The organism is Achromobacter sp. D10 (assembly GCF_035282245.1).
Classification (GTDB): Bacteria; Pseudomonadota; Gammaproteobacteria; order Burkholderiales; family Burkholderiaceae_B; genus Achromobacter; species Achromobacter insolitus.
Map to the genome: position 1 here is coordinate 328,666 of NZ_JAYJLE010000003.1, position 12,113 is coordinate 340,778.

Sequence of the window (12,113 nt, forward strand, 5' to 3'; positions counted from 1 at the left end):
TCCGATCATGATTCAAACATCCACCCAGAACGGCCCTCACGCCGCGGCTTTGGCTTGCTCTCCCCCCGAGGGAGCTTCTGCCTCGCAGCGGTCCGAAGGCAAAAAAGGCCGCGTTGTCGTCGGCATGTCCGGCGGGGTCGATTCGTCGGTCACTGCCTGGCTGCTCAAGCAGCAAGGTTATGAGGTCGTCGGCCTGTTCATGAAGAACTGGGAAGACGACGATGATTCCGAATATTGCTCCACCCGGCAGGACCTGCTGGATGCCGCCAGCGTCGCGGACCTGGTCGGGGTCGAGTTCGAATTCGTCAATTTCGCCGCCGAATACAAAGACCGCGTATTTGCGGAGTTCCTGCGCGAGTATTCCGCGGGCCGCACGCCCAATCCTGACGTGCTGTGCAATGCGGAGATCAAGTTCAAGGCCTTCCTGGACCACGCCATGGCGCTGGGCGCGGAGCACATCGCCACGGGGCATTATGCGCGGGTGCGCGAAGTGCCGGCCGAGGGGGGCGGCACGCAATTCCAGCTGCTCAAGGCTTTGGACGGCTCCAAGGACCAAAGCTACTTCCTGCATCGCCTGAATCAGGCGCAGTTGTCGCGCACGATGTTCCCGCTGGGCGAGATCCACAAGACCGAGGTGCGGCGCATCGCGCACGAGATCGGCCTGCATAACGCCGCCAAGAAGGATTCCACCGGGATCTGCTTCATCGGCGAGCGGCCGTTCCGGGAGTTCCTGAATCGTTACCTGCCCACGGAGCCGGGTCCGATCATGACGCCGGAAGGGCAAAAGGTCGGCCGCCACGAAGGGCTGTCGTTCTACACGCTGGGCCAGCGCAAGGGCCTGGGCGTGGGTGGCGTGAAAGGACGGCAGCGCGAGGACGGCACGGCCGAGGCCTGGTACGTGGCGCGCAAGGACCTGGAGCGCAATATCCTTTATGTGGTGCAGGGGCATGATCACCCCTGGCTGCTGTCGGGCGAATTGCGGGCGCAGGATGCCAGCTGGGTCGCGGGCCATGCGCCGGCGCCGGGCGCTTATGGCGCCAAGACGCGCTACCGGCAAGCCGATGCGGCCTGCCGACTGGACGGCGCCGGGGACGGCACCTTCCGCCTGGACTTCACCGAGCCGCAGTGGGCGGTGACGCCCGGGCAGTCCGCCGTGCTTTACGATGGCGAGGTTTGCCTGGGCGGAGGCATCATCCTGTAGCCGCCGCGTCGGCATCTGCCGCGCGGCAGGCGTGGATTTTATTCAAAGCCCCTCGGGCGCAGCCCCTGGGGCTTTGTTCATTAGCAAGAAGAAAGAGGAGACAGTTGTGGATGTAACGATGGTGATTTGCCTGCTGGTGCTAGGCGGCGTGGTGGGTTTCGCCGCGGGCCTGCTGGGCATAGGCGGCGGGATGTTGCTGGTACCTTTCCTGACGATGCTGTTCGCCTGGAAGGGCATGCCTTCCGATCTGGTGGTGCATGCCGCCATCGCCACGTCGATGACCTCGATCCTGTTCACCTCCATTTCCAGCGTCCGGGCGCACCAGCAACGCAAAACCATCAAGTGGGGCATCGTCTGGGCGATGGCCCCGGGCATCATCATCGGCGGCCTGCTATCTGGCGGCGCGGTCTTTGCCGCGCTCAGCACGTTGTGGTTGTCGCTGTTCTTTGCGCTCTTTGTCGGTTATTCCGGCTGGAGCATGCTGCAGAACAAGAAGCCCAAGCCCAGTCGCCAGATGCCGGGTGTGGTCGGCACCAGCGCGGCGGGGGCGGGCATTGGCTTTCTGTCCGGACTGGTGGGCGCGGGCGGCGGCTTTCTGTCGGTGCCGTTCATGGTCTGGTGCAATGTGGCGTTGCATAACGCCGTCTCAACCTCGGCGGCGCTGGGCTTTCCCATTGCGCTGGCCAATAGCGTGGGCTACGTGGTGTCGGGGCTGAATTCCGGCGAAACGCGCCCGGGCATGCTGGGCTATATCTACTGGCCGGCCCTGATTGCCCTGGTATGCACCAGTGTGCTGACGGCTCCCCTGGGCGCGCGGATGGCGCATCGCCTGCCGGTGCAGACCCTCAAACGCGTATTTGCCTGCCTGCTGTTCGCGCTGGCCGCCTACATGCTGTTCAAGGCCTGGCAGACGTTCAACGGCTGAGCCGGATATGGGGCTGCGCCGGCGAGCAAGTGCCGCCGGGGCAGAAGCGGGGCCGCACGGATCCGGCTCCGCCGGTCCGTAGCGGCGCCCCCTGGGGGAGGCGCGCAGCGCCTCGGGGGGGGCGACTTACACCACCGGAACGGTGTCGATGAACGACTGGCGCTGCGACAGCTTGTCGTACAGGCGGGCCAGGTTCTGGTGGTTGGCGCGCCAGTCGAGCGCAGCGAAACGCAGGTCCAGGTAGCCCAGCGCGCAGCCGACGGCGATATCGGCCAGGCTGTAGTTGATGCCCATGCAATGGGCGTTGTCGCCCAGGCTCTTGTTCATTGCGTCCAGGCTGGCGTGGATCTTGGAGTACTGGCGTTCGATCCATTCGGGGCTGCGCTGAGCCTCGGGACGCTGGTTTTCCTTGACGATGGTCACACAGGCGTCCAGGAGGCCATCGGCGATGGCTTCCCAGCATTTGACGGCCGCGCGGTCACGCCCCGGCTGGGGGATCAGGCGAGCGACGGGAGACAGCGTGTCGACGTACTCGACGATGACGCGAGAATCGAAGAGGGCGCCGCCGTCTTCCATGACCAGGCAAGGCACCTTGCCCAGCGGGTTGTACGTTTGGATCTGCGTGTCGGCGGACCAGACGTTTTCGAGTTCAAGCCGGTAGTCCAGCTTTTTCTCGGCCATAACGATACGCACTTTGCGCACGTAAGGACTGGTAAGCGAGCCGATCAGTTTCATGGAGTCACAAGCGGAGTCGGAAAGCGGCCGAAGTATAGCAGGCCGTATGACGGCAAGACGGTCAAGAGGCCGGAATCTTCGTCAGTTTGCCACAATGTTGCGTGCTTCCGGATGATAAAATCGGCCGATTCGCTCATTCCCCGCTTTTTCTTTCCCAGACCATGCAAATCGCCGATCAGCTCAGCCAACTCAACGCCCTTTCGCCATTGGATGGCCGTTACGCTTCCCGGGGCGACGCGCTGCGCGGCCTGCTTTCCGAAGCCGGTTTCATGGCGCACCGCGTCGAAGTCGAGGTGGCTTGGCTGATCGCATTGTCCGATGCCGGTCTGCCGGAACTGCCCACCTTCTCCGAAGCCGCCCGCGCCCGTCTGCAACAATTGGTGCGCGACTTCTCGGAGGCGGATGCCGCCCGTATCAAGGACATCGAACGCGTCACCAACCACGACGTCAAGGCCGTTGAGTACTGGCTCAAGGAAAAGGTGGCCGATGACGCCGAATTGGCCCGCGCCGCCGAGTTCATCCATTTCGCCTGCACCTCCGAAGACATCAACAACACCTCGCATGCATTGATGCTGACGCGCGCCCGCAATGAGGTCGTGGTGCCGCGCCTGCGCGAAGTCGCTGCCAAGCTCAACGACATGGCGGTTGCCCAGGCTGATCAGCCCATGCTTTCGCGCACGCACGGCCAGCCTGCCAGCCCGACGACCCTGGGCAAGGAATTCGCCAATGTGGCCGCGCGCCTGAATCGCGCCATCGCCGCCATCGAGGCCGTCGAGCCCCTGGCCAAGCTGAACGGCGCCACCGGCAATTACAACGCCCATCTGTCGGCCTATCCCGAGATCGACTGGCCCGCGTTCAGCCAGCGCGTGTTGGCAGGCCTGGGCCTGACCCAGAACCGCCACACCATCCAGATCGAGCCGCATGACTGGATGTCGGCCCTGTTCGACGCCATCACGCGCGCCAACATCATTGTGCTGGACCTGGACCGCGACGTCTGGGGCTATGTGGCGCTGGGCTACTTCAAGCAGCGCCTGAAGGAAGGCGAAGTCGGTTCGTCCACCATGCCCCACAAGGTCAACCCGATCGACTTCGAAAACTCGGAAGGCAATCTGGGCTTGGCCAATGCCGTGCTGCGCCACCTGTCGGACAAGCTGCCGATCTCCCGTTGGCAGCGCGACCTGACGGACTCCACCGTGCTGCGCAACCTGGGCGTGGGCCTGGGCTACAGCGTGGTGGCCTGGGATGCCTGCATGCGCGGCCTGGGCAAGCTGGAGGTCAACACCGTCGCGATCGACGCCGATATCGATGCTTGCTGGGAAGTGCTGGCAGAGCCGGTGCAGACCGTCATGCGCCGCTATGGCCTGCCGCAGCCGTACGAACAACTCAAGGCATTGACCCGGGGCAAGGGCATTACCGAGGAAGGCCTGCGAGAATTCATCCAGGGCCTGGCCCTGCCCGAAGAACCCAAGGCTCGCCTGCTGGCGATGACCCCGCGTTCCTACATCGGGCTGGCGGCTGACTTGGCCCGGGCGGTATAGTCGCCTAGCCGCGCGCCTGGCGCGCGCGGCCTCTGTTGAACCTACGGGAGATTGCAATGAAGAAGTTGTCCACGCTCGCCGCGTTGGCCTGTATGACGGTTGGGCCCCTGCTGGCGACGAGCGCGTCCGCGCAGTTCGCCAAACCCGAAGACGCGGTCAAGTACCGCCAGTCGGCGCTGACGCTGATGGCTTCCCACTTTGGCCGCATGGCGCCGGTGGTCAAGGGCCAGCAGCCCTACGACGCCGCGCAGATCAAGGCCAATGTGGAAGTGCTGAAGACGCTGTCCGGCTTGCCCTGGGCGGGTTTCGGGCCAGGCACCGAGGGTGGCGACGCCCGTCCCGAAGTCTGGAGCGACGCCGCGGGCTTCAAGCAGAAGCAGCAGGCCTTCCAGGACAACATCGTCAAGCTGTCGGCCGCCGCCGATGCGGGCGACCTCGACAAGCTGCGTGCCGCATTCGGTGATGTCGGCGCAAGCTGCAAGGCTTGCCACGACGCATACCGCAAAAAGAAATAAAGCGCCTGCCGTCCGCGGGCGGCTGGGGGCAAAGAGGCGTCAGCGCAAGCGTTGGCGCCTTTTTTTTTCGTCATTGCATGGGCGTCGCGGTTTCCGGAACCCCAGGCATCCTTCGTAGGGGAGAACCGATGAGACCCTTTGATGATCTAGTGGCGGAGGCCGAGGCCGCGGATGTCAGCGGCTGGGGCTTTGATTGGCTGGCCGGCAGGGCTACCGAGGAACGTCCGCCATGGGGCTATGCCAAACTCCTCGCGCAGCATCTGGCTGGCGTGCAGGCGGCGCTGGATCTGGACACGGGAGGCGGCGAGGTGCTTGGCGAAGCATCCCGGTTCCCGCCGGTGATGTATGCGACCGAAGCTTGGCCGCCCAATGCCAGAAAGGCGCACGACCTTCTGGTCGGACGCGGTGTACAGGTCATCCAGACCGCGCCAGGCGCCGCCTTGCCATTCGCCGACGCTTCATTCGAGTTGGTGACGTCCAGGCATCCCGTGAATCCGGACTGGGCAGAGATACGCCGCGTCCTTAAGCCTGGGGGGCGCTACTTGGCGCAGCATGTGGGCGCTGCGTCGGCCTTTGAGTTGATCGAGCATTTTCTTGGGCCATTGCCGCAGCAGCGGCGCCTGCGCGACCCGCAGGAAGAAGCGGCGGCCGCCGCGGCTGCCGGGCTTACCGTGATGGATTTGCGTTCTGCACGCTGCCGGATGATCTTCCATGACGTGGGCGCCGTGGTCTGGATACTGCGCAAGTGCGTGTGGTGGGTGCCGGATTTTTCTGCCGACAAGTACCGCGCGGCCTTGCTGGCGCTGGATGACCGGATGCGCGCCGGGGAGCCGTTCGTCGCCCATTCGACCCGGCACCTGATTGAAGCACGGCGTTGAGCGGACCCTGGCCGGCAGGCAGCGCAGCGAGCGAACGCAGGGTCCGGAGGCGCATCAATCGTGTTTGCCGGTGAACGACAGGCAAAGCACCGCGGTGGCCAAGCCCAGGCAATAACCCGTGATGGGCCAACTGGTCTCGTTTGGGAGCAGGGTGATGGCGAGAGTGCCAAGTCCACCCAGTATCAGCCCGCCCAGGCAGAAGTACAGTGCGGTGGCGGTGCCTGCCATGTGGTCGTGGCCCTGCAGCGCGCCGTCGGGGGCCACGGAGACAGTCGTGGCGATGCCGGCGCCCACCAGCCACATCGGAACGATGAGGCCCAACACTGAATGCGGCGCAAGCAATTCGGTAATGGCGAGGCAGGTAGCTCCGGCTATCATGCCGCCCATCCCGAACCGCAAGGTCTTCAGTTTGCCCCACCGGGGAATCATGCGTCCGATAAGGCGCGCCGTTCCCATCATCGCGAGCGCCACCGTCGCGAACAGCAGGCTGAAATTCAGCTGCGACAGCCCTTGGCGCCCCATCATGAGCCAGGGCGCGGTCGAGAAAAAGACGAAGAAGCTGCCCATGGCCGCGCTGTAGCCTAGCGTATAGAGCCAAAAGCTACGGCTTGCGGCGGGCTCGAGGAGCCGGGGCCGTTGAGTGGGCTTCGCTTTCCGAGGCCTGGTCTCGGGCCAAAGCAGCCAAGCGGCAATGACGGCCCCTGTCATCCCGGTTCCCAGCAGACCGAAGATGGCGCGCCATCCCAGCCAGGCATCGACCAGGGCGCCCAGCAACGGGCCTGCAGCCGGTACCATCGCGAGCAGTGAGCCCAGCAGGCCGTAGATGACGTGGCTTTCGTTGCTGCCCGCGTAGGCGTCGCGCACGGTTGCGAAGGTGGCAACGAGGCAGGCCGAGGCGCCGCAGGCCTGAAGCATGCGCAGGCCCAGAAACGCATCAGGCGAGGAGGCTGCTGCGAGACCGAACGACGCCGCGCAGTAGGCGAGGCCGCCTCCCAGCAGGACTGGCCGACGGCCCAGCCGGTCGGACAGTGGGCCGAACACAAGCTGTCCGGTCCCAAGCAGAACCAAATAGGCCGTCAATGTCCATTGGATCGTTGCGGGGCCGGTGCCTAGCGCATCGGCCATGAAAGGCACCACGGGCAGGTACATGTCCATGCCCAGCGAGGCCAGCAGATCGAACGGTGACAACAGGAAGAGTGTGGCGACAAGCGAGTGCCGCCAGGGAAAACCATTTGAGCGCACGAAACCATCTCCTTCAAAAAGGATCAGGCGGCGCTCTCCTTGAGCGACTGCAATCGTGAGAACGCCGCAACAACCAAAAAAAGCGAGTTGTTGCGGCTTACTTGTCTGCTTGCTTGGCGGTGTTCATGGCATCAGGAAAAGGACATGTCGGCCGCCACTTCCAGCGACCGGATCCACAGCACCAGGCCGGTTACGCAGGCGCCCAGCACCAGGGCTCGCAGCCAGACGGCTAAACCGTCCTGGGTGGGCGGCGTGCCCGTGGGTACGTCCTTGGCGTCGACCTTGCCCGTGATGATCGCGCGCACGAGCCGTTTGCGGCGCACCAGTGCGTACCAGAGCACTGCGGCAAGATGCAGGGCGACCAGGGTCAGGATGACCCATTCATTGAGCTTGTGCCAGGAAGTCATTGCGGCCGACACGGCTTCGTTGACGTGGCCGAACAGCGGGCCCTGCGTCATGATGTCGTCAGTGGTGAAGAGGCCGCTGACGGCCTGCAAGCCGATGACGAGCAGCAGCGCCAGCACCGACAGCGCGCCGAGCGGATTATGGCCAGCGGGCGCTGCGGCGCCCTTGAGGTAGCGGGCCACGGCGGCCGGGCCGCGCACGAACTGCGAGAAGCGTGCGTAGCGGGGGCCGAAGAATCCCCACAGCAATCGAAACAGGATCAGGCCCAGCGCGGTGCAGCCGAAGCGCACGTGCCAGTCCATGTACAGGCCACCGAGTTTGACGCTGACGAATGCGCCGATGATGCAAACGACCAGCGCCCAATGGAAAAGGCGGGTGGGAAGGTCCCAGATGTGGACCGCGAGACGATTGTTCTGCATGGGGGGATCGCCAGGGCTGTATTGCCGGGGACTTTATCACGCATAAATTGCCCCGTTGCAAGCGCAACGGGGCGGGGCACTGCTTCAGTGGGTGCTGTGGCGCACCGATTCAATGCGATGCACGTGCTCGTGGCGGAACCGGATGCGCTGGCCGGGGGCCTTTTGCGCGGCAGCTCCGCAGGGCACGATTTCGGTCGTGTAGGTCGTCGTGCCGTCAATGGGCGCGTTGTAGATGACCGTGGCGCGGATTTCCGGGCCGTTTGCAGGTTTCAGGTAAACGATGTCGCCGACATGGATCGGCGTGTTGTCCAGCGTGGTGTGAGCCGGGCGTCGGATCAGATCCGAGGTAGTGAAACGAGTATTCATGGTGTTTGTTCTCTTGGTTTCTAGTTATGGGAAAAGCCGCGTCTGGCCACGTGGCGCGCGGTATTGCCGCCGCGTGCCGCTGCCAGCCGTATCGAACCGGGCAGGCTTGTCGTGACACTAACGCATAAGTGCCGCCATTCCTTTGCGCATTCTCATGTTCTGCGCGTATGGGCGGACGGCGCGATGCTGCCCATCAGTCCGGGACGGCATCAATTGGGTTGCGGCACGCGAGTATGGGCAAGGCAGGCTTGCCGGGCGCCGCTGATGATGTGATTGCTTCGTGCCAAGCCGGACTGGCGGTTTGGTGAAGGCGTTTTGTTCCTGGCCGCTATCCGGATTTATGTTCCGTCGACCGTGGAAGAGTGTTGGCAGGGATTTGCCCTGGAGGAGCGCTATGGCTCACCCTATTCGGCCCACCCTGATTTCGCCGCTTTATTTTCGTTATTTTCGAGTAAAAGCTGGCGTGGGGTGTGGACCCAACCATTGATATTAATGCTTGTCGCTTGATTTTGCAAGCGTTTTTTCGCGAGGGGGGCGAGTCCCCCTCTTTTATTGACCGTTAATGTGCGGCAGGACGGGCCTGGCGTTGGGCTTCGATGATCAGGCCTTCCAGGCGCGCCGACATGCGCAGCGCCACTTGCGCGCTCGTCTGGCCGTCTGGCTGGCGCTCGGTTTCCAGGGCAAGTTCGATGCGTTCATTGTCGAATGCCTCGGGCGCGGCCTGGATTTCGACGTAGCGGGCCAGCAGGGCATCGACCGCCTTCTGCGCATCCGCCAGCGCTTCGTCAGACAGCTGGCCGGGGCTCAGGTACTGGTTGACCACCCGTGCCAGGTCGTTCATGAAGAACAGCAGGGCGGCCGCGCCGCGGCAATCGGGATGGGCAAAGCCCCAGGTGTCGGAGGTGGCGTGTTGAGTCATGTCTTGGGGCTAGCCTGTGGTGCGAGGCCATTGTGGCCGAAGGCGCTATTTTATGGGATCGGGCTGCTGGCCCGCATGAGGCATACTGCCATGCCTATGATCAGACTCGCACGACCCTCAGACTTGGCCAGCCTGGCCGATATCGAACGTTCCGCCGCAGAGCGGTTTCTGGACACGCACATGGCGTGGGCCGCTGGCGACGGCACCGTGCCGGCGGCCGACTTGGCGCAGGCGCAAGCCGCCGGCCTGCTCTGGGTCGCCGAGACCGCCGACGGCGCAGCCGCGGGCTTCGCACTGACCCGGCCCATGGACGGCGATCTCTACCTGGCCGAGATGGCGGTGGCTTTGCCGTGGCAGGGGCGTGGCCTGGGGCGTGCGCTGCTGCGTGCCGTATGCGCGCATGCTCGCGCTGCGGGCTGCTATCGGTCGGTGGTGTTGACCACCGACCGCGACTTGCCCTGGAACAAACCTTTTTACCAGCGACAAGGTTTTACCGAGGTGCCGGCAGCCGCGCTCTCGCCAGGCTTGCGGGCGCGCTTGCATTTCGAGCATGCCGCGGGTTTCGATGCCGCGCGCCGCTGCGCCATGATGTACTCCCTGGAACCTTGATGCGCGCGGCCGACCCTGTGTCAACACGCTTCGATGGCAACAAAATCCGCCCACTAGGGATGGTGGGAAGCGCCTTCGGGATAATCTGCCGGAAGGCGGCCTCCCTGGTTGGGGGCGGCGCCGATTTCGCGAACCCCCGTGCAAGGAGGATGGGCATGGCACTGCTGCGAGCTTGCCTGCTGGGCCTGACGATGGCCTCGATGCTGTTTCTGGCGGCTTGCGTCAATAAGGAGCCCCAGGAGCGGGCCGCGTTTATCCAGTTGCTGCAAAGCCGGATGAGCAGCGCGTCCTTGCTGCCGATAGGCTCGCTCGGAGAGCCGGAAAAAGAAGCCATCGGCGACTACGCCGATGCCTACGAAGTGATTACCGATTTCCAGCAGACCATGGCGCAGTCGGCCGCTTCCCTGCTCGACGTGCTGGAAGTCGAGAGCATCCATTCGGTGGCCGAGATCGTGGAGCGGCGGACCCGCTTCGAGGCAGCGCGCAAGACACTGGCCGAGCAGGCCGCCGAGGTCCAGCAGGCCCAGGCGAAGGCAGACAAGGCGCGGGCTGCCCTGGCCTTGCCGGCCGATCTTGCGCCCGTCTATGACGGTGTCTATGACGAAGCCGTGACAGCGCCGGCAGCCGAATTGCTGGATGCCGCTGCCGGCATGGACGCCGTGGCGCGCGATGCGCTGGGCGTTGCGGATTTCGTGGCGGCGAATGCCCAGGATATCCTGCTGGCCGACGGGCAGGCGCGCGTCGCGACTCCCACGCTGCAACAGGAGCTGAACCTGCGTCTGCAGGGGCTGAACGCGCGGTCGGACGTCCTGGAGCATGCGCGCGCCGCCTTGCTGCAGGTCACCGGGCAGCCGCCGGACGCCCGCTGAGCGGCGCTTTGTACAATGCGGGTCTCGCGGCGTCAGCCGAGCCTGGGACGGAACATGAGCCAATCTTCCAGCGTGCACTACAGAACCTTTCTGCTCCTGCTGGTGGTGGTCACCATCGCATTCGGCTGGTTGTTGTGGCCTTTTTATGGCGCTGTTTTCTGGGGCGCCGTCCTCGCCATCATTTTTGCGCCTCTGCAGCGCCGGCTCGTGCCGCGCATAGGCGGACGGCGCAACCTGGCCGCGCTGATCACTTTGCTGCTGGTGCTGCTGCTTGTGATCCTGCCGCTCATCGTCATCAGCGGATCGCTGGTGCGCGAAGGGGCGAACCTCTATCAAAGCATCAAGTCCGGGCAGATCAACTTCGGCGCTTATTTCCAGCAGGCCATGGAGGCTTTGCCGCCGTCGGTGCACGACCTGCTGGCGCGCTTCGACCTGGCGGACATCCCGAGCTTGCAGGAGAAGCTCAGCGCGGGCGCGATGCAGGCAAGCCAGTTCCTGGCGACCCAGGCCCTGAGCATCGGACAGGACACGTTCCAGTTCGTGATCAGCTTCGGCATCATGTTGTACCTGTTGTTCTTCCTGCTGCGCGATGGTCCGCAGCTGTCGGCGCGACTCAAGCGCGCCATGCCGCTGAGCGACATGCATAAGCAGCATCTGCTGCGCAAGTTCACCACCGTCGTGCGCGCCACCGTCAAGGGCAACGTCGCGGTGGCGGCGGCGCAGGGCGCGCTGGGCGGCATCATCTTCTCCATCCTGTCCATCCAGGGCGCGCTGCTGTGGGGCGTGATCATGGGGTTCCTGTCCTTGCTGCCCGCGGTGGGCGCCGGGCTGATCTGGGCGCCGGTCGCAATCTACTTCCTGTTGACTGGCGCCACCATCAAGGGCGTCGCGCTGATTCTGTTCGGCGTGCTGGTCATTGGCATGGTGGACAACGTGCTGCGCCCCATTCTGGTGGGCAAGGACACCAAAATGCCGGACTACGTGGTGCTGATCTCTACGCTGGGCGGGATGGCTTTGTTCGGGCTGAATGGCTTCGTGATCGGCCCGCTGATCGCCGCGCTGTTCATGGCGAGCTGGGATTTGTTCGCGCCGCCGGTGGACGGGTTGCCCGGCAGCGTCGAAGATAAGCCGCGCGCAGAAAAGTAGGCGGGGCTTGCGCAGTGGCAATCCGCCCGTGTCAAGACGGGTGTATGGTGTAGCAGCGCCGGCTTCCATCGGGGCCGGTCTTTCGTATCAACCTCGTTTATTCGGGAGCGCGTGGGATATGGAATGGAAACTGCACCGATCCGGCTGGATCGAAGAACGCAACTTCGACATCGAATTCGCCGAGACCCCGGAGGGGTATCACACCCGCGTGCGGGTCTTCGGCTTTCCGGTGCTGGAAGACACCAAGCATGTGTTCCCCAACGAGGCGCTGGCCGAGAAGGGGGCGCTGACTCTGCTCAAGACGCAGTTCACCGGCACCCCGGACCTGGAAGACCGATAGCGCAGG

The 12,113-nt window shown here is 64.3% G+C and carries 14 protein-coding genes; 9 read left to right on the plus strand and 5 right to left on the minus strand.

The window, feature by feature from the left end; genetic code table 11:
- Window positions 1-7 precede the first annotated feature (7 nt).
- A complete protein-coding gene (gene mnmA / locus VCS63_RS11750; protein WP_165609295.1) occupies window positions 8-1,201 on the plus strand; it encodes a tRNA 2-thiouridine(34) synthase MnmA in 1,194 nt (397 codons plus the stop codon).
- A gap of 106 nt (window positions 1,202-1,307) precedes the next feature.
- The gene (locus VCS63_RS11755; protein WP_063641630.1) at window positions 1,308-2,126 is read left to right on the plus strand and encodes a sulfite exporter TauE/SafE family protein; all 819 of its coding nucleotides are present in this window, start codon (window positions 1,308-1,310) and stop codon (window positions 2,124-2,126) included.
- A gap of 126 nt (window positions 2,127-2,252) precedes the next feature.
- Here VCS63_RS11755 and VCS63_RS11760 read toward each other — a convergent pair whose 3' ends face one another.
- On the minus strand, window positions 2,253-2,861 hold the full coding sequence (locus VCS63_RS11760; RefSeq protein ID WP_323879821.1) for a glutathione S-transferase: 609 nt from the start codon (window positions 2,859-2,861) through the stop codon (window positions 2,253-2,255).
- Between the two features lie 161 nt (window positions 2,862-3,022).
- Here VCS63_RS11760 and purB point away from each other — a divergent pair, with 161 nt between their 5' ends.
- From purB to VCS63_RS11775, 3 genes are all read left to right on the plus strand, one after another.
- On the plus strand, window positions 3,023-4,399 hold the full coding sequence (gene purB / locus VCS63_RS11765) for an adenylosuccinate lyase (RefSeq protein WP_042792680.1): 1,377 nt from the start codon (window positions 3,023-3,025) through the stop codon (window positions 4,397-4,399).
- A 56-nt stretch (window positions 4,400-4,455) separates the two neighbouring features.
- Window positions 4,456-4,914: a c-type cytochrome gene (locus VCS63_RS11770; RefSeq protein WP_042792681.1), complete on the plus strand. Its 459-nt coding sequence runs from the start codon at window positions 4,456-4,458 to the stop codon at window positions 4,912-4,914.
- A 128-nt stretch (window positions 4,915-5,042) separates the two neighbouring features.
- Window positions 5,043-5,792, plus strand: coding sequence for a class I SAM-dependent methyltransferase (locus tag VCS63_RS11775; protein ID WP_042792682.1), 750 nt, complete (start codon window positions 5,043-5,045; stop codon window positions 5,790-5,792).
- A 54-nt stretch (window positions 5,793-5,846) separates the two neighbouring features.
- On the opposite strand, the gene cml is transcribed toward VCS63_RS11775, so the two are convergent.
- The 4 genes from cml to VCS63_RS11795 all read right to left on the minus strand — a co-directional run bounded on the left by cml (window position 5,847) and on the right by VCS63_RS11795 (window position 9,143).
- Entirely contained in the window at window positions 5,847-7,034 is a 1,188-nt protein-coding gene (gene cml, locus VCS63_RS11780; RefSeq protein WP_323879823.1) for a CmlA/FloR family chloramphenicol efflux MFS transporter, read from the minus strand.
- A 131-nt stretch (window positions 7,035-7,165) separates the two neighbouring features.
- On the minus strand, window positions 7,166-7,858 hold the full coding sequence (locus tag VCS63_RS11785) for a cytochrome b/b6 domain-containing protein (protein WP_063641628.1): 693 nt from the start codon (window positions 7,856-7,858) through the stop codon (window positions 7,166-7,168).
- 84 nt (window positions 7,859-7,942) lie between these two features.
- A complete protein-coding gene (locus VCS63_RS11790; protein ID WP_042792683.1) occupies window positions 7,943-8,224 on the minus strand; it encodes a hypothetical protein in 282 nt (93 codons plus the stop codon).
- Window positions 8,225-8,783: 559 nt separating this feature from the next.
- Window positions 8,784-9,143, minus strand: coding sequence for a hypothetical protein (locus tag VCS63_RS11795; protein WP_042792684.1), 360 nt, complete (start codon window positions 9,141-9,143; stop codon window positions 8,784-8,786).
- Window positions 9,144-9,233: 90 nt separating this feature from the next.
- Between VCS63_RS11795 and VCS63_RS11800 the strand changes: the two genes are divergently transcribed.
- The 4 genes from VCS63_RS11800 (at window position 9,234) to VCS63_RS11815 (ending at window position 12,107) form a co-directional block, all read left to right on the plus strand.
- A complete protein-coding gene (locus VCS63_RS11800) occupies window positions 9,234-9,752 on the plus strand; it encodes a GNAT family N-acetyltransferase (protein ID WP_323879825.1) in 519 nt (172 codons plus the stop codon).
- A gap of 155 nt (window positions 9,753-9,907) precedes the next feature.
- Window positions 9,908-10,621, plus strand: coding sequence for a DUF3053 family protein (locus VCS63_RS11805; RefSeq protein WP_323879827.1), 714 nt, complete (start codon window positions 9,908-9,910; stop codon window positions 10,619-10,621).
- A gap of 54 nt (window positions 10,622-10,675) precedes the next feature.
- The gene (locus tag VCS63_RS11810; RefSeq protein ID WP_042792687.1) at window positions 10,676-11,767 is read left to right on the plus strand and encodes an AI-2E family transporter; all 1,092 of its coding nucleotides are present in this window, start codon (window positions 10,676-10,678) and stop codon (window positions 11,765-11,767) included.
- A gap of 118 nt (window positions 11,768-11,885) precedes the next feature.
- Window positions 11,886-12,107, plus strand: coding sequence for a hypothetical protein (locus tag VCS63_RS11815; RefSeq protein ID WP_042792688.1), 222 nt, complete (start codon window positions 11,886-11,888; stop codon window positions 12,105-12,107).
- The last annotated feature ends 6 nt before the right edge of the window (window positions 12,108-12,113 follow it).

What these genes read in the sequence shown, in the direction of transcription:
- VCS63_RS11790 (WP_042792683.1), bottom strand. Translation starts at nt 8,224, where the DNA reads ATGAATACTCGTTTCACTACCTCGGATCTGATCCGACGCCCGGCTCAC.
- VCS63_RS11800 (WP_323879825.1), top strand. Translation starts at nt 9,234, where the DNA reads ATGCCTATGATCAGACTCGCACGACCCTCAGACTTGGCCAGCCTGGCC.
- VCS63_RS11810 (WP_042792687.1), top strand. Translation starts at nt 10,676, where the DNA reads ATGAGCCAATCTTCCAGCGTGCACTACAGAACCTTTCTGCTCCTGCTG.
- VCS63_RS11775 (WP_042792682.1), top strand. Translation starts at nt 5,043, where the DNA reads ATGAGACCCTTTGATGATCTAGTGGCGGAGGCCGAGGCCGCGGATGTC.
- VCS63_RS11805 (WP_323879827.1), top strand. Translation starts at nt 9,908, where the DNA reads ATGGCACTGCTGCGAGCTTGCCTGCTGGGCCTGACGATGGCCTCGATG.
- purB (WP_042792680.1), top strand. Translation starts at nt 3,023, where the DNA reads ATGCAAATCGCCGATCAGCTCAGCCAACTCAACGCCCTTTCGCCATTG.
- VCS63_RS11785 (WP_063641628.1), bottom strand. Translation starts at nt 7,858, where the DNA reads ATGCAGAACAATCGTCTCGCGGTCCACATCTGGGACCTTCCCACCCGC.
- VCS63_RS11770 (WP_042792681.1), top strand. Translation starts at nt 4,456, where the DNA reads ATGAAGAAGTTGTCCACGCTCGCCGCGTTGGCCTGTATGACGGTTGGG.
- mnmA (WP_165609295.1), top strand. Translation starts at nt 8, where the DNA reads ATGATTCAAACATCCACCCAGAACGGCCCTCACGCCGCGGCTTTGGCT.
- VCS63_RS11795 (WP_042792684.1), bottom strand. Translation starts at nt 9,143, where the DNA reads ATGACTCAACACGCCACCTCCGACACCTGGGGCTTTGCCCATCCCGAT.
- VCS63_RS11760 (WP_323879821.1), bottom strand. Translation starts at nt 2,861, where the DNA reads ATGAAACTGATCGGCTCGCTTACCAGTCCTTACGTGCGCAAAGTGCGT.
- VCS63_RS11815 (WP_042792688.1), top strand. Translation starts at nt 11,886, where the DNA reads ATGGAATGGAAACTGCACCGATCCGGCTGGATCGAAGAACGCAACTTC.